The organism is Pseudomonas sp. 10C3, assembly GCF_036346185.1.
Classification (GTDB): domain Bacteria; phylum Pseudomonadota; class Gammaproteobacteria; order Pseudomonadales; family Pseudomonadaceae; genus Aquipseudomonas.
In genome coordinates this window covers 132,474-151,454 of the sequence record NZ_JASJVE010000001.1, presented here as the reverse complement: position 1 = coordinate 151,454, position 18,981 = coordinate 132,474, and the positions used below count along the sequence as shown (strand labels likewise).

20 protein-coding genes are annotated in these 18,981 nt (G+C 56.9%); 5 read left to right on the top strand and 15 right to left on the bottom strand.

All coding sequences use genetic code 11. The features are described 5' to 3' along the window. Positions 1-43: 43 nt before the first annotated feature. The 7 genes from nth to metG all read right to left on the bottom strand — a co-directional run bounded on the left by nth (position 44) and on the right by metG (position 6,590). Positions 44-682 (bottom strand): endonuclease III, encoded by a 639-nt coding sequence (gene nth / locus QN399_RS00740; protein WP_322181411.1) that lies wholly within the window; start codon positions 680-682, stop codon positions 44-46. Beyond that, positions 679-1,344: an Rnf-Nqr domain containing protein gene (locus QN399_RS00735; protein WP_322181409.1), complete on the bottom strand. Its 666-nt coding sequence runs from the start codon at positions 1,342-1,344 to the stop codon at positions 679-681. Before QN399_RS00735 ends, nth begins: the two co-directional genes overlap by 4 nt. Continuing rightward, complete coding sequence (locus QN399_RS00730; protein WP_330200386.1) at positions 1,341-1,964, bottom strand: RnfABCDGE type electron transport complex subunit G; 624 nt, start codon at positions 1,962-1,964, stop codon at positions 1,341-1,343. The genes QN399_RS00735 and QN399_RS00730 overlap by 4 nt, the downstream gene beginning before the upstream one ends. Then, positions 1,957-2,982, bottom strand: coding sequence for an RnfABCDGE type electron transport complex subunit D (locus QN399_RS00725; protein ID WP_322181405.1), 1,026 nt, complete (start codon positions 2,980-2,982; stop codon positions 1,957-1,959). The genes QN399_RS00730 and QN399_RS00725 overlap by 8 nt, the downstream gene beginning before the upstream one ends. Next, positions 2,969-3,835 carry an electron transport complex subunit RsxB gene (rsxB, locus tag QN399_RS00720; protein WP_322181403.1) on the bottom strand — a complete coding sequence of 289 codons (867 nt, stop codon included), beginning with the start codon at positions 3,833-3,835 and terminating at the stop codon, positions 2,969-2,971. The genes QN399_RS00725 and rsxB overlap by 14 nt, the downstream gene beginning before the upstream one ends. Then, positions 3,832-4,419 carry an Rnf-Nqr domain containing protein gene (locus QN399_RS00715; protein WP_322181400.1) on the bottom strand — a complete coding sequence of 196 codons (588 nt, stop codon included), beginning with the start codon at positions 4,417-4,419 and terminating at the stop codon, positions 3,832-3,834. The genes rsxB and QN399_RS00715 overlap by 4 nt, the downstream gene beginning before the upstream one ends. A gap of 128 nt (positions 4,420-4,547) precedes the next feature. Then, positions 4,548-6,590 carry a methionine--tRNA ligase gene (gene metG / locus QN399_RS00710; protein ID WP_322181398.1) on the bottom strand — a complete coding sequence of 681 codons (2,043 nt, stop codon included), beginning with the start codon at positions 6,588-6,590 and terminating at the stop codon, positions 4,548-4,550. A gap of 187 nt (positions 6,591-6,777) precedes the next feature. Here metG and apbC point away from each other — a divergent pair, with 187 nt between their 5' ends. Continuing rightward, entirely contained in the window at positions 6,778-7,872 is a 1,095-nt protein-coding gene (gene apbC, locus QN399_RS00705; RefSeq protein ID WP_330200385.1) for an iron-sulfur cluster carrier protein ApbC, read from the top strand. A 124-nt stretch (positions 7,873-7,996) separates the two neighbouring features. On the opposite strand, the gene QN399_RS00700 is transcribed toward apbC, so the two are convergent. Continuing rightward, a complete protein-coding gene (locus QN399_RS00700; protein WP_014336857.1) occupies positions 7,997-8,206 on the bottom strand; it encodes a cold-shock protein in 210 nt (69 codons plus the stop codon). A 320-nt stretch (positions 8,207-8,526) separates the two neighbouring features. Here QN399_RS00700 and dcd point away from each other — a divergent pair, with 320 nt between their 5' ends. Both dcd and QN399_RS00690 read left to right on the top strand, forming a co-directional pair. Next, on the top strand, positions 8,527-9,093 hold the full coding sequence (gene dcd, locus QN399_RS00695; protein WP_219064163.1) for a dCTP deaminase: 567 nt from the start codon (positions 8,527-8,529) through the stop codon (positions 9,091-9,093). A gap of 108 nt (positions 9,094-9,201) precedes the next feature. Beyond that, positions 9,202-9,435, top strand: a complete 234-nt coding sequence (locus QN399_RS00690) for a hypothetical protein (protein ID WP_322181395.1) — start codon at positions 9,202-9,204, stop codon at positions 9,433-9,435. Positions 9,436-9,507: 72 nt separating this feature from the next. On the opposite strand, the gene QN399_RS00685 is transcribed toward QN399_RS00690, so the two are convergent. The 7 genes from QN399_RS00685 to QN399_RS00655 all read right to left on the bottom strand — a co-directional run bounded on the left by QN399_RS00685 (position 9,508) and on the right by QN399_RS00655 (position 16,923). Further along, the gene (locus QN399_RS00685) at positions 9,508-10,272 is read right to left on the bottom strand and encodes an ATP-binding cassette domain-containing protein (RefSeq protein WP_322181393.1); all 765 of its coding nucleotides are present in this window, start codon (positions 10,270-10,272) and stop codon (positions 9,508-9,510) included. A 12-nt stretch (positions 10,273-10,284) separates the two neighbouring features. Further along, on the bottom strand, positions 10,285-11,403 hold the full coding sequence (locus QN399_RS00680; RefSeq protein WP_322181391.1) for a succinylglutamate desuccinylase/aspartoacylase family protein: 1,119 nt from the start codon (positions 11,401-11,403) through the stop codon (positions 10,285-10,287). A gap of 10 nt (positions 11,404-11,413) precedes the next feature. Continuing rightward, positions 11,414-12,124 carry an ABC transporter permease gene (locus tag QN399_RS00675; protein WP_219064159.1) on the bottom strand — a complete coding sequence of 237 codons (711 nt, stop codon included), beginning with the start codon at positions 12,122-12,124 and terminating at the stop codon, positions 11,414-11,416. After that, a complete protein-coding gene (locus QN399_RS00670; RefSeq protein WP_322181388.1) occupies positions 12,121-12,849 on the bottom strand; it encodes an ABC transporter permease in 729 nt (242 codons plus the stop codon). Before QN399_RS00670 ends, QN399_RS00675 begins: the two co-directional genes overlap by 4 nt. Before the next feature lie 81 nt (positions 12,850-12,930). Beyond that, the gene (locus tag QN399_RS00665; RefSeq protein ID WP_322181386.1) at positions 12,931-13,713 is read right to left on the bottom strand and encodes a transporter substrate-binding domain-containing protein; all 783 of its coding nucleotides are present in this window, start codon (positions 13,711-13,713) and stop codon (positions 12,931-12,933) included. Between the two features lie 311 nt (positions 13,714-14,024). Further along, on the bottom strand, positions 14,025-16,490 hold the full coding sequence (locus QN399_RS00660; protein ID WP_330200384.1) for a penicillin acylase family protein: 2,466 nt from the start codon (positions 16,488-16,490) through the stop codon (positions 14,025-14,027). 229 nt (positions 16,491-16,719) lie between these two features. Next, positions 16,720-16,923 carry an SEC-C metal-binding domain-containing protein gene (locus tag QN399_RS00655; RefSeq protein ID WP_330200383.1) on the bottom strand — a complete coding sequence of 68 codons (204 nt, stop codon included), beginning with the start codon at positions 16,921-16,923 and terminating at the stop codon, positions 16,720-16,722. 319 nt (positions 16,924-17,242) lie between these two features. Between QN399_RS00655 and QN399_RS00650 the strand changes: the two genes are divergently transcribed. Both QN399_RS00650 and QN399_RS00645 read left to right on the top strand, forming a co-directional pair. After that, positions 17,243-18,370 carry a cation diffusion facilitator family transporter gene (locus QN399_RS00650; protein WP_369124883.1) on the top strand — a complete coding sequence of 376 codons (1,128 nt, stop codon included), beginning with the start codon at positions 17,243-17,245 and terminating at the stop codon, positions 18,368-18,370. A 69-nt stretch (positions 18,371-18,439) separates the two neighbouring features. Next, positions 18,440-18,976 (top strand): hypothetical protein, encoded by a 537-nt coding sequence (locus QN399_RS00645; protein ID WP_330200382.1) that lies wholly within the window; start codon positions 18,440-18,442, stop codon positions 18,974-18,976. The last annotated feature ends 5 nt before the right edge of the window (positions 18,977-18,981 follow it).

Sequence of the window (18,981 nt, the reverse complement as noted above, 5' to 3'; positions counted from 1 at the left end):
AAAAAGATTTTTTCAATCGATTGCCCCCTGGAACCTCTATCGCTCAATCGTCAGACGTCTTGTCCTTGTATTCACAGAGGTCTTCGATCCTGCAGCTGCCACAACGGGGCTTTCGGGCCTGGCAAACATAACGGCCATGCAGGATGAGCCAGTGATGAGCATCGAGCAGGTAATCCTTCGGAATAAACTTCATCAGTTGCTTTTCCACCTCGACCACATTCTTGCCGGGGGCGATGCCTGTGCGATTGCTCACGCGGAAAATATGGGTGTCGACCGCCATGGTCAGTTGGCGAAAGGCCGTGTTGAGAACAACGTTGGCGGTTTTGCGTCCGACGCCCGGCAAGGCCTCTAGCGCTTCGCGGGTCTGCGGTACCTGGCCACCGTGCAGTTCGATCAGCATCCTGCAGGTCTCGATGACGTTTTTTGCTTTGCTGTTGTAGAGACCAATGGTTTTTATGTACTCGGACAACCCTGTCACGCCCAGGTCGTAAATCGCTTGCGGGGTATTGGCCACCGGATACAGGCGTGCGGTTGCTTTGTTCACTCCGACGTCTGTCGCTTGAGCCGAAAGAATCACCGAGATCAGCAGTTCGAACGGTGAGCTGTAGGCCAATTCGGTTTTAGGTTCCGGATTGTCTTCGCGCAGGCGACGGAAAATTTCCAGGCGTTTTGCGGCATTCATGGCTGAAGCGTTTCCTTGGAGGCGGAGAGTCGGTCGATGTTCTTGGCATCAGGCGTTCGAATTGGGCTTGAGCGGCTTGCCCAGACGTTTCTCGCAGCCAGGAGCAGTCCTAGCAAGATAAACCCTCCAGGCGTCAGGAGGGCAAGGTGCAGCCCCCCTGAAAATATACTCACTTCCCAGTATGCCGCGCTTGCGCCGAACAGCCACTGGGCATGGCTGAGTAGGGTGCCGTTGCCTAGTAACTCGCGCAGCAGCCCGAGACTCAGCATCAATACGCTGAACAGAACGATCGGCTTGGGATAATTCCGAGGCCGGTCGTCAGTCGCTTCGCCGGTGTATTCGCTCAGCACGCAATGAGTGCCGATTAATGCCAGGTAGATCCCCAGCCCCTGATAGAGCGCCAGCGCTTGAGCCTGCAACACCAGTTCAGCGCAACTGACCAGTGCGGCGGCCACCAGTGTGCTGGCGAGCAGGTGCGAGCCGGGGTTTAACAGCGGGCGCATCCACCGGACCAACACATTGTGCAGGCCGCCGACGATCCATAGGACCAACAAGAGTCCCATGGCCCGTACGAGTGAATCAGTGATCCCCAGGAGTGGTGTCAGGCTCAGTGGGCCAAGAAGGGGGCTGAAATCATTGTTATGTTGCGCTCGCTCGCTCATGGCGGGTTACCTGTGGATGGCGACAGGAGTTGCGCTCGATAGGCATCGAAGAATTGCAGTGTTTCGTGGATCGCACTGACAGTCGCTCGAGAGGTAATCGTCGCCCCCGCGATGTGATCAAACTGTCCGTTGTCTTTTTTCAGCGCCCAGCCTGACTCTGCTGGCTCACTCATTGATTTGCCGATAAAACTTGCCAGCCAGCCCGGTTCAGTAGCGATACGGGCACCGAGACCGGGTGTTTCGTTTTGCTTGAGAGCTTTTACCCCAATCAATTTGCCTGTGGTCGAAACACCAATCAGCAGCTCGATGGTCCCGGAGTAGCCCTGCGTCCGGCTGTGGAAAAGGATCGCGCTAGGTTGATCGGCGAGCGTTGCAAGATATGCGGCGATGACTGTCTGGGTTGCAGGCGTTTGCTCAGGCAAGGTCAAAGGATGCTGCAAGGGGTGATTGTCGAAACTGTCTGGTGGCAGAATCGATAGAAACGCTTGTGCCTGAGCCGCTTCGCGCGCAGCGATGATTCGCGCGCTTGTGCCGTGTTGCAGAGTGATCGTCAGGCCCGCGCCGACACAGGCGATGAGGGTAATGATCAGCACGCTGAGTGCTCTGGAGGGTTTATTCATGACGCGGTTCCGGGTTTTCTTCGGAAGGCCGCATTCGCTCCAGCGCAGGCACGGTAAGGTTCATCAGCAGCACCGCGAAAGCGACCCCGTCAGGGTAGGCGCCCCAGGTGCGAATAAGGTAGGTGATCACCCCCACTCCAGCCCCAAACAATAGGCGTGCGCGTGGGCTTTTGGGGCCGGACACCGGTTCTGTCGCGATAAAAAACGCGCCTAGCATGCTTGCACCGGTCAACAAGTGGAACAGCGGCGAGCCGTGGGAATCCGACCCGGAACCGTTCCAGCAGAGCAGGCTGATGATAAACAGGCTACCAAGCATTCCCACTGGCGCATGCCAGCTGATTACCCGCTGTTTGAGCAGGAATGCACCGCCCGCCAGGAATGCCAGGTTCAGCCACTCGGCACCTCTGCCTCCGAACCGGCCGAACGACGGGTTGCCTGCGAACAGCTCGTCGACGGTCAGACTTTTATTGATCCGCAAGGCGTCCAGCGCAGTGGCTTGAGCCCAGGCATCGGGTGGCGTCGTCGAGCCGAGGTTGAAACCGAAAATCTGTTGCAGACCGCCCATCAGGTTCAGGCTGTGAGGCGCCGGCCAGTGGTTCATCTGTTGCGGAAACGACACCAGCACCAAGGCATACCCAAGCATGGCCGGGTTGAACGGGTTTTTTCCTACTCCGCCGAACAGGTGCTTGCCACACAGCAGTGCAAAGCCGCTGGCCAGCAGTGTCAGCCACCACGGTGAATACGGCGGCAAGGCGAATGCCAGCAACGTTGCACTGACCAGTGCGCTACCGTCGCTCAGCGAGGGCCTGAGCGGCTGTTGACGCAGCGTGAGCACCAAGGCCTCGGCTGCCAGAGCCATGCTGGCCGCCAGTAGCCAATTGATCAAAACGCCCCATCCATAAAACCACAAAAGCACCAGAGCGCCGGGCACCGTGGCCAGTAACACCAGGCTCATGGTCTTTTGCAGGCGCTCGCTGACCTGTTCGGTCGGGCTGGCGGCTGCTTCAGGCGGTGGCATGAGTGTCGACCTTGGGTTGCGTCTGAGCGTTTGCTTCGAGCGTGATCAAGGTGTGTTCGGCGGCTTCGAATTCGCGCTGTAGCACGACCAGTTGCGCTTGCTGTTCGGCGGTGGGCGGATGGCCAAAAGCCTTGAGCGACTTGTTCAACTGCGCCCGGCTCATAGCCAAGGCTATTTTGGCTTTTTTCAGGGCCTGGTCATCGGCCGCAGCTTTTTGCGCACGGATGCGCTCGATGGCGGCCTGTACGGGGTTGAGTGCAGGCGTTGCTGTGGTTACGGGTGTTTGAACGGGGCGTTGGGAGCGGGCCAGCCGTTCGGCCTGCTTATGCTCTTCTTCACGACGCAGCCGGTCGTTGCGCAGCTCGAAGCGTCGGCGCGCATGGTTGCGCTTGCTGGCGCGGGCTTGTTGCAGTTCGCTGCTAAACGCCATACCGCCAACGACCGGGATCACGCTGAGTGGCAACGGGTGCATTTCGATGCAATCCACTGGGCAAGGTGCCACGCACAGGTCGCAACCCGTGCACTCGTCGATGATGACGGTGTGCATCAGCTTTGCTGCGCCAACGATGGCGTCCACCGGGCAGGCCTGAATGCATTTTGTGCAGCCAATGCACTCGGCTTCACGGATGAACGCGATCTGCGCTGGCGCGGGGCCGCGATCGAGGTCCAACTGTACGACAGGGACTTCCAGTAGCCGGGCGAGTGCTGCGATGGTTTCGTCGCCGCCGGGCGGGCACTTATTGATCGCTTCGCCGCTGGCGATTCCTTCGGCGTAGGGCTTGCAGCCGGGATGCCCACATTTGCCACACTGTGTCTGCGGCAGCAGCGCATCGATACGTTGGATCAGGTTCATGGTTTGACCAGCCCACTGAAGCCGAGAAAGGCCAGTCCCATCAAACCGGCACTGATCAGTTCGATCGGCATGCCGCGAAAAGGCAGTGGAACATCCTGGATGTGAATGCGTTGACGAAGATCATGAAACAAACTCAGTACCCACCAGAAGCCCAGTCCGGCCCCAAGGCTCAATGCCAGCGTGAGGAAAATCCCCTTGTCGGCCTGTGTGCTCAGCATCGCCAACCCGAGAATCCCGGCGTTACCCAGCAGTAGTGGCCACAGCCCGTCGAAGGACAATCGCGGCAAGAACCGAGACAACATGGATATGCAGGGCGTGATTAACAGTACGCTTACCGGCAGGAATATAAACAAACGCAGGTACGTCAGCTCCAGCGGCAGCAGCAAATAGCGGTACAGCAGGTAGCTGATGAGTGTGCTTGAAAACATTATCCACGTAGTTGCGATGCCCAATGCATGTACTTGCGAGCGGGTGAAGTCAGATGGGCGCGAGGCCTTGAGTAGCGGGTCGACACCCAGCGGCAACTGCAATACGAGATTGTTGATCAATGCGGCGCTGATGAGGGTGAGGATGAAGTCGGTCATGGTCGTGCCGGGAGTGAGCGATCAGGCGAGGGAGCCTTTAAGAAAGATAGTACCCGGCAAGGACGCAGGCCGTACTTCTTCCATAAAAAAGCCCACGAACAGCACTGTTCGCGGGCTTTTTGCCGGGCTTACTTGATGCGTTGACCAGGCTTGGCGCCGCTGTCGGGGCTGAGCAGGTAGATTTCTTCGCCACCAGGGCCCGCAGCCATCACCATGCCTTCGGAGATGCCAAAGCGCATTTTGCGCGGTTTGAGGTTGGCAATCATCATGGTCAGGCGACCTTCCAGCTCGGCTGGATTCGGATAGGCGCTTTTGATTCCGGAAAAGACATTACGCTGTTCGTCGCCAATGTCCAAGGTCAGGCGCAGGAGCTTATCGGCGCCTTCAACGTGTTCGGCCTTGAGGATCAGGGCCACGCGAAGGTCCACTGCTTCGAATGCACCGAAGTCGATTTCGGCGGCCAAGGGTTCTTTGACCAGTTCGCCATTACCTTGCGGGGCAACAGAAGTTTGGCTGGCGGTCAGGTCTTCTTTCGAGGCGTCGGTCATGGCTTGCACTTTTACGGGGTCGATTCGGGTCATCAGCGCCTGGAACGGATTGAGCTGATGATTGCTCAGGAGCGTCTGGTGGTCGTTCCAGGTCAGCGGCGCGACGTTCAGGAAGGCCTCTGCGTCGGCTGCCAGCAGCGGCAAGACGGGCTTGAGGAAAATCACTAGTTGGCGGAACAGGTTGATGCCCAGCGCGCAAACGGCCTGGACTTCGTCTTGCTTGCCTTCCTGCTTGGCCAGAGACCAGGGTGCTTTTTCTGCGATGTACGCGTTGGCGCGGTCGGCCAGGCCCATGATTTCGCGCATGGCGCGAGCAAAGTCACGCGTTTCGTACGCGTCGGCAATGCTGGGTGCGGCGGCAAGGAAAGCGTCGGTCAATTCTGACGCGGCATTGCCTGCGACCAGTACGCCGGCATTGCCTTTATGGATGAAGCCGGCGCAACGACTGGCAATGTTGACCACTTTGCCGATCAGGTCGGAATTGACCTTTTGCACGAAGTCTTCCAGGTTCAGGTCCAGGTCGTCGACGCCCCGGCCGAGCTTGGCCGCATAGTAATAACGCAGGTATTCCGGTGACAGATTGTCCAGGTACGTGCGGGCCTTTATAAAGGTGCCGCGCGATTTCGACATTTTCTGGCCGTTGACGGTCAGGTAACCGTGGACGTTGATTGCGTTTGGCTTACGGAAACCTGCACCTTCGAGCATGGCTGGCCAGAACAAGGCGTGGAAGTTGATGATGTCCTTGCCAATGAAGTGGTACAGCTCGGTGCTGGCATCTTTGGCCCAGTAAGCATCGAAGTCCAGATCGGGGCGACGGGCGCACAGGTTCTTGAAACTGGCCATATAACCAATTGGCGCATCCAGCCAGACGTAGAAATACTTGCCCGGCTCGCCTGGAATTTCGAAACCGAAATACGGTGCATCGCGTGAAATGTCCCACTGTTGCAGGCCTGCATCCAGCCATTCGGCGATTTTGTTCGCCACGGCGTCCTGCAATGTGCCGCTGCGGGTCCAGCTTTTGAGCATGGCATCGAAGTCTGGCAGCTTGAAGAAGAAGTGCTGGGACTCTTTCAGTACTGGCGTCGCCCCGGAAATCGCCGATTTAGGGTCTTTCAGGTCGGTCGGGGCGTAGGTCGCGCCGCATTTTTCGCAGTTATCGCCGTACTGATCTTCGGTGCCGCATTTGGGGCAGGTGCCCTTGATGAACCGGTCGGCCAGGAACATCTGCTTTTCCGGGTCGAAATACTGGGTAATCGAACGGGTAGCGATATGGCCGGCGTCGCGCAGGCGTGTATAGATCAGGCTCGACAGCTCACGGTTTTCTTCGGAGTGGGTCGAGTGGAAATTATCGAAATCCACCAGGAAGTCGGCAAAGTCGGCGCTGTGTTCAGCCTTGACGTTGTCGATCAACTGTTCCGGGGTAATCCCTTCTTTTTCAGCGCGCAGCATGATTGCCGAGCCATGAGCGTCGTCCGCGCAGACATAGATGCACTGATTGCCGCGATGCTTTTGGAAACGCACCCACATATCGGTCTGGATGTACTCAAGCATATGGCCAAGGTGGATCGATCCATTGGCATAGGGCAGGGCGCTGGTGACGAGAATCTTGCGTGGCTCGGACATGGGGCTCGGCTATTTGAAGTGAAACGGAGGTCGGTCACTATAAAGGTCTGGACGATATATTTCACCCCGTTGGCGAGCATTGCCCGTGATCAGCCAACATATCGGCATGCTGTGAAAGCATGCCGGCACCTTTCAGAAGGGGTAGGATAGCCGTCTGTTTTACTCAGTCTTTTTACCGGGAGTAGCCATGAGCGCCGTCAATCGCGCAGCGGTGGAAGCCGTGCTTCGCCAATATACCGACCCTTATTTGAACCAGGACCCTGTCAGCGCGGGCTGTGTGCGTACCATTGATATTCAGGGTGATCGCATCAGCGTTCAACTTGAGTTGGGTTATGCCGCCGCCCTGTTCAAGAATGGCTGGGCGCAAATGCTGCAAATGGCTATAGAGGGGATGGAGGGTGTGTCCTCGGCCAAGGTCGAGGTGCGCAGTGTGATCACCGCGCACAAGGCTCAAGGGCAAATCCCGGGCCTGGCCAATGTGAAGAACATCGTCGCAGTTGCTTCCGGCAAGGGCGGCGTGGGCAAATCCACTACCGCCGCAAACCTGGCGCTGGCGTTGTCTCGCGAAGGTGCACGGGTCGGTATTCTCGATGCGGATATCTATGGCCCGAGCCAGGGTGTGATGTTCGGCATCCCCGAAGGCACGCGGCCGAAGATCAAGGATCAGAAGTGGTTCGTGCCCATCGAATCGCACGGTATTGAAGTCATGTCCATGGCGTTCCTGACCGATGACAACACGCCGATGGTCTGGCGCGGGCCGATGGTTTCCGGTGCGCTGCTGCAACTGATTACGCAAACGGCGTGGAATGATCTGGATTATCTGGTCATCGATATGCCGCCCGGCACGGGCGATATCCAGCTTACGCTGGCGCAGAAAGTCCCTGTGGCCGGAGCGGTGATTGTCACCACTCCACAGGATCTGGCATTGCTGGATGCCAAGAAAGGCGTCGAAATGTTCCGCAAGGTCAACATTCCGGTGTTGGGTGTTGTGGAAAACATGGCCGTGCACATCTGCTCCAATTGCGGTCACGCGGAGCATTTGTTCGGTGAGGGTGGTGGCGAGAAGCTCGCGGCGCAATACGATGTCGAGCTGCTGGCGTCATTGCCGCTGTCGATTGTGATTCGCGAGCAGGCCGATGGTGGTAAACCGACGGTAATCGCTGATCCAGAAAGCCCGATTGCCATGGTCTATCAGGAACTGGCCCGTCACGTGGGCGCGAGAATCGTCTTGCAGGAAGCTCAGGCGCAGGCGATGCCGAACATCACCATTAGCGACGACTGATTGTGTATTGCCGTGGGCATCCGCTGGGTGCTCACGCTGTCGCCGTAAAGCATTTACATTTTCTACGGGCGTAAAAAAGCCCCGCTTTTGAGGGCGAGGCTTTTTTTAAGCGATTCAGTACAAGTTAGATAACTTGAACTTCTTCAGCTTGCATACCTTTCTGGCCGCGGGTAGCGACGAAAGAAACCTGTTGGCCTTCTTTCAGGCTTTTGAAGCCGTCAGATTGGATAGCTTTGAAGTGAACGAACAAGTCGTCACCGGATTGTGGAGTGATGAAGCCGAAGCCTTTTTCATCGTTGAACCACTTAACGGTACCAGTTTGGCGATTAGACATGGTGTATCTCCTTGGACAAAGTTAACTGCGACACAGGAAGAACCCTGGCCGAGACTGAGTGCAAAGAGCAGGAAAAATTCTTGGAGATGGTTGGATCGAAATTCAACATCGTGTAGAGATTCTCAGTGACACAAGCAACACAGTGACGTCACCTTAACTGGTTTTTCGAGAAGTGCCAATGCCTTGTTCAGGATTATTTTCATTCATGCTTAAACACGGGTTTGGATCGATGGCCGTGACCTCTAGAGTCTTTGAACCCGAAGGCCCGGCCCGGTAAGATGCCAGACATCTTTTTCCACCTCGCTATTCAGGACACCGCCATGAGCATCAAATCGGACAAGTGGATTCGCCGCATGGCGCTAGAGCACGGGATGATCGAGCCCTTTGTAGAGCGCCAGGTTCGCGGTGAAGGCGCTAACCGGCTGATCTCCTACGGTGTGTCGAGCTACGGTTACGATGTGCGGTGTGCCGCTGAATTCAAGGTATTTACCAACATCAACTCGGCGACGGTGGACCCGAAAAATTTCGATGAAAAGAGCTTCGTCGACGTGACAAGTGATGTCTGCATCATTCCGCCAAACTCGTTTGCCTTGGCACGCACGGTCGAATATTTCCGCATTCCGCGTAATGTGCTGACCATCTGTCTGGGCAAAAGTACTTATGCACGTTGCGGAATTATCGTTAACGTGACGCCACTCGAGCCCGAGTGGGAAGGCCATGTGACGCTGGAGTTCTCCAACACCACCACCTTGCCGGCGAAAATCTACGCTAATGAAGGCGTGGCCCAGATGCTGTTTCTGGAATCCGACGAAGAGTGTGAAATTTCTTATAAAGACCGTGGCGGCAAGTATCAGGGTCAACGCGGCGTGACATTGCCGCGCACTTGATTTGCCGTTGATCGGGCGCCCAGGGAATTAGTGCCCATTCAGGCACTCTATTGTCAGGACTGTTCCCTCTCGCGCCGAGCGAGGGGAGTCAACACTCAGGAGTGCCCTATGACGTCAAGTTCGAAACGCATCGCCCCCGCAAGAGTCAGCGACCACAATCATGTGGGCCTTCTGGCGTGGTCGTTGCTCGCTTATCCCCAGATCAACATCAACAGGGTCGGCGGCATTCCGGGGCAGCCCGACCCCGATTCCCCGAACGAACAGCCCGACGAACCCACAGATCCCACTGAGCCAGGCGTGCCAACCCTTCCTGATGAGGCGCCACCCAAGCCCGTCGTTTGAATGCACCAAGGCTGGAGCGTGATGAGTGGCGTGTGTCTTCGGTTCGCGTTGCTGCGTGAAAAGCCTTTCCCGCTATTTCAAATTCCCGCTCAAAAACTGCCGCAGCCGATCGCTTTGCGGGTTGCCCAGTACGTCGTCAGGATGCCCTTGCTCTTCGACCAGGCCCTGGTGCAGGAACATCACCTGATTCGAGACTTTGCGGGCAAAACTCATTTCGTGGGTAACCATGATCATGGTACGGCCTTCTTCAGCCAGGCCTTGAATCACTTTAAGTACTTCGCCGACCAGCTCCGGGTCCAGTGCCGAGGTGGGTTCGTCGAACAGCATCACTTCCGGCTCCATCGCCAGCGCACGGGCAATCGCCACGCGTTGTTGTTGGCCGCCGGAGAGGAACGCCGGGTATTGCTCGGCAACGCGTGTCGGCAGGCCGACTTTGTCCAGATACTTGCGCGCCCGGTCTTCGGCTTCGCGTTTGGAAACACCCAGCACACGGCGCGGGGCCATGCTGACGTTTTCCAGCACGGTCATGTGGCTCCATAGATTGAAATGCTGGAACACCATTGCCAGGCGAGTACGGATGCGCTGCAGTTCGGCGGGGTCTGCGACGTGCATACCATGCTTGTCGCTGACCATGCGCACGGGCTGGCCGTCCAGGGTCATGGTGCCGCTATTGGGTGTTTCCAGAAAGTTGATGCAGCGCAAAAAGGTACTTTTACCCGAGCCGCTGGCACCGATCAGGCTGATCACGTCGCCCGTGCTTGCTTTGAGCGATACGCCTTTTAGCACTTCGTTGTCGCCATAGCACTTGTGCAGGCCATCGATCGTCAGTTTGTACATGCCGTGCAGTCCTTAAGGAGAAAGCAGGTAACCGCTACGGTAGGCTTCGGTGCCTGCGACGTGAGCGATGACCATGCCAGCGGTCGCCATGCGCCGCAAGGAGCGGGCATACAACAAGCCGGAATTGAGAGTGTGGATTGGCGTTATCCGATCACTGATCGGATCGATGATTTCAGCGATTTTTTGCCCGGCTTCCAGAAACTCACCGGGTTGGGCGCAGAACACCAGTAGGCCGCCGACCGGCGTTGCGACCGGCTCGACACCGGCCAGCGGTGTTGCCGGGTACAACAGCTCTGGCTGGGGCGCCGGATCTCCGGCGATCACGCCATACAGCGTCAAGTAGTTGATCAGTGCCTGACAGTCGCGACTGGCCAAGGCGTGATTAACGTCGCCTTGGCCGCGTAATTCCAGGGTCACCGAAATGCTGCCCATGGGAACTGCAAAGCGTGCGCCGAAGCGCTGTTGCAACTGCCACCAAAGCAGGGTGAAGCATTCATCGAACGATTGCCCGCCGGAGTCGGTGGCCAACAGGCTAGCCTGAGCGCCCAGGTAGCGTGACAGTGCCTCGACTCGAGGCCAGGCCTCGGGAGTGGTGTAAAGGTGCTCCACCGCTTCGAAATCACAATGCAGGTCCAGCACCATGTCGGCATCGCAAGCCAGGCGTTGCAGGGTCAGCCGTTGCGATTGCAACTGCGTATCGACGATCTGAGCAGACAGCGCCGCGCGCAGGCTGCTGCGGATCAGTTCACGGTTGTGCTGCGGGTCATCGTTGAGCCGCGCTTCGACATCGTCACCTACCTGCAGACTCAAATCGACAAACAGGCGATTGAAGTTCTGCCCACTCTCCAGTTCGTAGCGACCCAGCGGGATATCCATCAGCACTTGTTCCAGGCCGATGGGGTTGGCGACCGGGACGACAACAATTTCGCCCAACAGCAGGTCGGCGCTTTCCAGCTCGGCCAGGCGCTGCTTCAGGTACCAGGCCACCAGCATGCCGGGCAATTCGTCCGCATGCAGGGACGCCTGGATATAAACCTTGCGGCCAGTGTTTTCCGGGCCGTAATGAAAACTGTGGATCTGCCGCGCGGTCCCTGGTAGCGGGGCGAGCAGATTGTGCGTGTGATGGCGCATGTAAAAAGTCCTAGTGAGCCGGGCCCAGAAAGGCTAGCCAACGGCGCTCGGCCAATCGGAACAGGCCGACCAGGGCAAAGGTGATCGTCAAATAAATCAGGGCGGCGATACCAAAGGACTGGAAGGTCATGAACGTCGCCGAGTTGGCGTCCCTCGCTACTTTGAGAATGTCCGGCACGGTCGCGGTGAAGGCCACGGTGGTCGAGTGCAGCATCAGAATGACTTCGTTGCTGTAGAACGGCAGCGAACGCCGTAGCGCTGACGGCATGATCACGTAGGCATAGAGTTTCCAGCCGCTGAGTCCGTAGGCTTTGGCTGCTTCGACTTCACCATGATGCATGCTGCGAATCGCCCCGGCAAAAATCTCCGTGGTGTAAGCGCAGGTGTTCAGGGCGAATGCCAGAATCGTGCAGTTCATCGCGTCGCGAAAAAACGCATCCAGCAATGGTTGGGCACGCACGGCTGCGATGCTGTAGATACCGGTGTAGCAAATCAGCAACTGGATATACAGCGGTGTCCCCCGAAACAGATAGGTGTAGAACTGTACCGGCAAGCGCACCCAGAACTTGCGTGACACTCGGGCGATAGACAGCGGGATCGATACCACAAAGCCGATAGCGATCGAAGCGCTGAGCAGCCACATGGTCATGGCCAGACCGGTGATGTGGTAGCCGTCGCTATAAAGGAAGGGCCGCCAGTAATCCTGGAGAAGTTCGATCATCGTTGTGCCTCCCGGCTACCTGCGGCATAGCGTCGTTCGGCCCAGCGCAGAGCAACGTTGGAAATACTGGTGATCAGAAGGTAAATCAGTGCGGCCACGACCAGAAAGAAAAACAGTTGATACGTGCTTTTGCCTGCATCCTGAGCGGCTTTGACCAGATCGGCGAGGCCGATGATCGACACCAGGGCGGTGGCCTTGAGCATCACCATCCAGTTGTTGCCAATGCCCGGCAGGGCGAAACGCATCATTTGCGGGAACACCACAAAACGGAAACGTTGGCTGCGCTTCAATCCATACGCGGTGGCGGCTTCGACCTGTCCGCGTGGGACGGAGAGAATCGCGCCACGGAACGTTTCTGTGAAGTAGGCGCCATAGATAAACCCGAGGGTGATGACCCCGGCCGCGAACGGGTCGATTTCGATGTAGTCCCAGTCCATTGCTTCTGTGAGACCGGTCAGCCAGGTTTGCAGGCTATAGAAAATCAGCAGCATCAACACCAGATCGGGCACGCCGCGGATCAAGGTGGTGTAGAGCTGCGCCGGTATGCGCAATATGCGCAGACTCGAAAGTTTGCAGCTGGCGCCAATCAGGCCGAGCACGATGCTCACCAGCAGCGACAGTAACGATAATTTGATGGTCATCCAGGTGCCTTGAAGCAGCAGCGGGCCGAAGCCTTTCAAGCTGAAGGCGGACAATCCAAGGGTTTGCAGCATTTCGTCAAACATGGATCAAGCCTTTTGCGGTCAAAAAAACGCCCATCGAATCGGGTGGTAGATTTTCACCTGAAATCGACGGGCGTTGGGATGTTATTTACCGCTGTACAGGTTCAGATCGCCAAAGTGTTTTTTCTGGATTTCTGCATATTTACCATCGTCGTGTAACGCTTTGATACCTTTATCCAACAACGCCTTGAGCTCTTTGTTACCTTTCGAGATACCGACTGCGGTTTTAGCCGGCAGCAGTGGATCTGTGATTGGCTTGCTGACTTCGAAGCCAGCACCTGCTGGTGACTTCAAAAAGCCCAGTTCGGCTTGCAGCATGTCTTGTACGGAAGCATCGAGACGGCCGGAAGTCAGGTCAGCATAGACCTGGTCCTGGTTCGCATAGGCCTGGGTTGTTACACCCGCCTTGTCCAATACGGCCTTGGCGTAGGCTTCCTGAATGGTGCCTTGCTCATAGCCAACTTTCTTGCCTTTGAGGGTTGCAGGGTCGGCCGTTACGCCCGCGCCTTTCTTGAACACCAGTGCAGTTGGGCCAGAGAACAGTTCCTCGGAGAAGTCGATAACCTTCATCCGCGCATCTGTTACGGTCATCGACGAGATAACGCCGTCGAATTTGTTGGCTTTCAGACCGGGAATCATACCGTCGAAATCGCTCTCGACCCATTTGCATTTAACTTTCAGCTCGGCGCAAATCGCATTGCCCAGATCGATATCGAAGCCTACCAGGCTGCCATCGGCGGCTTTTGATTCGAAAGGCGCATAAGAAGGATCGACGCCGAAACGCAGTTCCTTGTATTCCTTGGCCATTGCACTACCAGCGGCGAGACAAATAGCCAGTGCGGAAAGGGTCAGCCATGCTTTTTTCATTGATCAGTCCTTAAAACCAAAATGAGCGTTGGGAACACGCGAGGCTTGCTACCGGCGAGCGCCAGACCCGAAGAAGATAGCAATTTTTGAACCAAAGAGACGAACGTGCGTTTTAAATGTACGGAGTTGTCGCAATGATGACTTTGATGGAGAAGTGCTCATTGCCAGCTCAGAACGAGCTACAGGATAGACGAGTTTCTTCGCAGGCCAATATGCCACTAAAACGAGCACGCTGGAGTCGTCCTCCGGGAACAGGCACGGACGTTGCTCCATCGTGGGGCGATGCGGCGTGCCTGGCACGCCGCATCCCATTATTTACCAGGTATCAGCGTCAGTCTCTGCTTGCCATAGGTCTTGTCGAAGTTCTGCGGCTGCATCGGGATGCTCATGTATTGGCCTTTGAGCCAAGGGTCGATGCCATCGGCGTAATGCGGGCTGGCCGGGTTGCCGGACTGGCCAGTGCTCTGTCCTATCATCGGTTCCTGTTGACCAAAGTCGACGATAAATCGCATGGCCGGGATCAGTCGGGTGTCGAAATCCTGCCCCCAGTTATAGGCCGACTCGTTGAGGGTGCTGTGATCGCCGCCTGCGGGAATCGGGCTGCGTCGGCTACCTTCCGAGGTCCAGGCGTAATGGTGCAATTTGCCCCATTGCCAAGCCTTGTGATCATTGCCTAGTTGGCTTTCGCCGGCAGTGATGGCCGCTGCCAGGCTGCGGGCAAGGATGGTCGGTTTGTCTTCTTTTTGCGGCGTTCGGGTGTCATCCCAATACGGGCTGTCCTCACGTCCCAGCAGGTGGTCGGCCTGGGTGGAGTAGGAGAGGTTGGCGCTTTCGACCAGGGCTTTCCAGGCCGGACTGGTTTCAGGGCCCAGCTCGTCGAGGAATATCTGCTTGGCACTTTCCTGGAGGAACAGCTCATACAGCGCCGCATCGGCCGAGTTGGCGGAGAGCTTGCCATCGAATGCCAGCAGGCGCGTGAGCGCTTCGTGTGCCTTGGCGCGATCAGTTGCAGGGAGGGCTTCGATTGCCTGTTTCAGCGATTGAGCCATGCCCGACGTTTCGAACATTTTTTTCAGTTTGGCAGCGAAGGTCGTGGTCTGGTCGTATTGCATGGCGATCATGCTGCGGGTGTCCTGCTTACCGCTGCCTGCCATTTCGGCGATGCGTTCGGCCCGCTCCGGGTAGTTCCAGGAGTTCGACAGTTGCATGCCATAACCTTTAGGCACGGTGCGCTGATTGGCGGTGCCTATCCACCCCTGCACCGGGTCTTGATCGTAGGGGTGGAGCATCGGGTCGGCGAAACCGTCCCAATCAAAACGACTGTCCCAGCCTGGCGATGGCAGCAAGCCAAGCCCTTCACGGCGATTCGGGAAGCGCCCGGTGACTTGCCAGCCGATATTCTGTGCATCGGCAAATACCATGTTCAGGGCTATCGCGCGAATTTCGCGGCTGGCATCGGAAGCCTTTTCGACGTTCTGCGCGCGGGACAGGTTGAAGAGTGCGTCCATGCTTTTGTCGTCTTTGAAGTCTGGCGTTTGCAGGGCCAAACCAAAACCGCTGTTCAGTTGCACTGGTTGTTGTGGGCTTGTTCGTTCGCCCAGCGCGCTGTTGAGCAGCGGTCCGTGGCGAGTTTCGTAGATGGTTTCGCGAACGGGGCGCTCACCTTTAACGAAGAAGGTTTCATTGCGAACAGTGGCGGGCTGCCATTTGCCATCGGCCATATAGAACAGTTTGTTGTTTTCGCGCTTGAGCTTCTCGAGGAACAGGTCCTGATTGTCACCCATGACCCCGGTCATGCTCCAGGCCAGCTTGCCGTTGAAGCCCGCCATCACCAAGGGCAGGCCTGCAATGGAGACGCCGGCAGCCTGATATTTCGGGGCGCGGATCTGCACGAAGTTCCATGCCGAAGGCAGTTTTGCGCTCTGGTGTATGTCGTTGGCCATCAGGCTTTTGCCGCTTCTGCTGCGCCGTGGCGAAATCGCCCAGTTGTTGGCAGCCGCCACACCGAGCATGTTCAGGTCTGACAGTTGGCTGGCGACTCGATTCAGATCGCTAAGCCCGGACACCTGGCCAAGGTTCAAGCCCTTGAGCTTCTCGGCTTCAGCGAACGGTAATTCTTCATCGGGGTAGGTCGGGATCAGCCAGGCGAGTTTGTCCGCGCCGACTTTTTGCGCCAATACCAGGGATGACAGTTCTTCCTGCAGGTTTTTTGACACGCCGAAGTTCAGCAGGCTGAAGATCAGCGCAGAGTCTTCCGGCTTCCAGTATTCAGGGTGATAACCAGACGCAGCCAAATCCGCCGGCAGTCTGTCGCGGTAGCGGAACAGGTAGGCGTTAACGCCGCGCGCATAGACTTCAAAGAAACGTTTCAGGCGCGGCGAAGAGCCGTTGTACAGCTCGCTGGCGCTTTTCTTCAGGTTGATCGAGCGCATCAGGCGGTCGATTTCCAGTGCGCTGGGGCCGTCCATTTCGGACAGGCGACCTTGGGCCAGCAAACGCATGCCGACCATCTGACTGATGCGGTCACTGGCGTGAACATAACCCAGGGTAAAGAGCGCGTCGTGAAAGGTGCTGCTTTCGATCAGCGGCATGCCAAGGTTGTTGCGGCGCACCGAAACATTTTGCGCCAACCCTTTGAGCGGGTACACCCCAGAGGTCGGTGGCAGCGTGTCGCTGCCGCCGCCGTTGAGCTGACAACCGGCCAGGCTCAGGGCTCCAGCGACTGCTGCGGCAACGCCGAACCGGGGTAGAAAATATGAGAGGGCTGGCGAGGCCATGGCAAAGCTCCTGCGGGGGTGGCGTGGAAAGGCGCTACGTTAGTGAGCCGGCACGCGCCACGCAAGCAGCCATCGCGGCTAATGTGCGGATTTATCCAGGGATGTGGACTACGTTGCCTGCGAAGGCGCCCTTTCAGGCGCCGGGCATTCAAGGCTTCGGCGGATTGACCTTATCGACCAACGCATGCACGCGTTGGCTCGCAGCGCGGTTGGCGATGCGGCGGTTACATTAAGCGCCGTGGCATTTCTTGAATTTTTTCTCGCTGCCGCAAGGGCATGGGTCGTTGCGGCCAACATCCTTCAAGGTATTGCGCACTGGTTCCTGGGGCGCGTGGCCGCAGTCTGGACCATGGACGTGTGCGTGCTGGTGGTCGTGGTGGTGATCATGGTCGTGGTTGCAGTCGGGGCCATGAACGTGGGTTTCTTGGTTCATCGAGGTCACTCCAGAATAAATTCGGCAGGAATTATCGCCCAATTTCCACGTAGCGTCATATTTTCCCGGAGGGCGGCCATCCTTGTCGGGTCAGGCGGTCGTTAAAGAGACTCAGCCGCTGAAGTAAAAAGAGCCGCCTGCTGGAGCGGACACTTAATAAACAGCACCTGTATTACAGGTCCCCTTATGAATATAAAATTAACGTATGTTCAGGAAACCTTAAGCTTTGTATGAAGTAATGCGCTTGTCTCAATAGAAACCCGTCATCTAAAATAGCGGCCTGCTAAATAAGAATGTTTGCATACTTTGAATCGTTCGCATGTACGCCCTGTTAAACGCCTATTTAATGGTCTGCCCGGGTGTTGAATGCTGTGTTCATTTAGGTTGCCGTTCAGTGCGTGTTATATCCGCATGGGATGCTCCTGAATTCACACTGAACTCACTATGGGCAGCACACCTTCCTCTACAGACACAGGAGAAGCTATACATGAGTCATCCAGAGTTCGCTGACGATCCAGAGGACGAGCTTCATAGCCCTGCTGAGCGGGCAGCGGCTGCCTCTCGCTGCACATGGGTAAGTGTTGGCGTAAACCTCGTTCTGACGTTCACTCAGATTGCGGTGGGAATACTGTCAAAGTCTCAAGGCCTGGTCGCCGATGGTATTCACTCACTGTCGGATCTGGTGGCAGACTTCGTTGTGCTGTTCGCCAGCCACAACAGTAAGAAGGACGCGGATGAAGACCATCCTTATGGGCATTTGCGTTTTGAAACCGCTGCATCAATGGTGCTGGGTTTACTGTTGCTGGCCGTCGGTGTTGGCATGATTTGGTCGGCCGTCGGCAAGCTCGAAGCACCCGAGACCGTGCAGACCGTGCATGTCATTGCTTTATGGGTCGCTGGCGGAGCGCTTGTCGCTAAAGAGTTGCTGTTTCGTTTCATGCTGGCTGTTGCCAAGAAGGTCAAGTCAAGCATGTTGGTTGCGAATGCCTGGCACGCACGTTCAGACGCCGCCTCATCGCTGGTAGTGGGGATCGGCATTGTCGGTAACCTTGCGGGTTATCCGATCCTTGATCCAATCGCTGCGCTGATTGTCGGGTGCATGGTTTCCAAGATGGGGTGGTCGTTTAGTTGGGATGCCTTGCATGACCTGATGGACCGTGCCGCGGACGAGAAAGAAGTCGCCATGATTCGCAATACGCTTATTGAAACGCCCGGTATCAAGGGTGTTCACGATATCCGCACGCGTAAAATGGGCGACATGATTATTGTTGACGCGCATATAGAAGTGGACGCTTCGATTACCGTTGAAGAGGGGCATGAGATTGCAGTTGAGGCGCGTCAGAATGTGATGCAGCGTCATCGAGTATTAAACCTGATGACGCATGTCGATCCCTGGAGCAAGCCAGACCTCGACCATATGGATCTCCCCAAGCCAGCAGGGCTCTGAGCACTTCCTCTTGACCTGTTAGCGTGGGCTTGCGCCATACTCGGGGCATGTGCAGTAGGAGTATGGCCAATGAACCTTTACGAAATTGTCTTTACGGGCCAATTGGTCCCCGGCGCCCAGCGCGAGCGGGTCGAGGCGAATCTGGCGAAGTTGTTTCAGGCGGATGCCCAGCGCATCGAGCTGCTGTTTTCCGGACGGCGTCTGGTACTCAAGAACAATCTCGATGAGGCTGCGGCAGAGAAATATCGTTCGATCCTTGAACGCGCCGGGGCACTGGCCGAAAAGGTGGACATGCAGGTCGATATGGAGGAAGTGGAGCTGGCGCCGCCGCCCGATGCGCCTGGCTTTAACCGCGCAGTTCAACCCGGTCGTCGATCACAAGTGGCCCCAAGAGACGCCTACATGGCGGCTTTTTCGGCGGTAGATGCCCCTGATTTCTCGATTGCCGAGGTGGGTAGCGATATGCAAGACCCGAAAGTCGAGGCGCCAGTGCCGCGTCTGGATTTATCACAAATCAGCCTGGCGCCGGTGGGCAGTGACATGGGCCAGCTTGAGAGGCCCAAGCCAGGGCCTGCGCCAGACACATCGCACCTTAAGTTGAGCTGAACCTG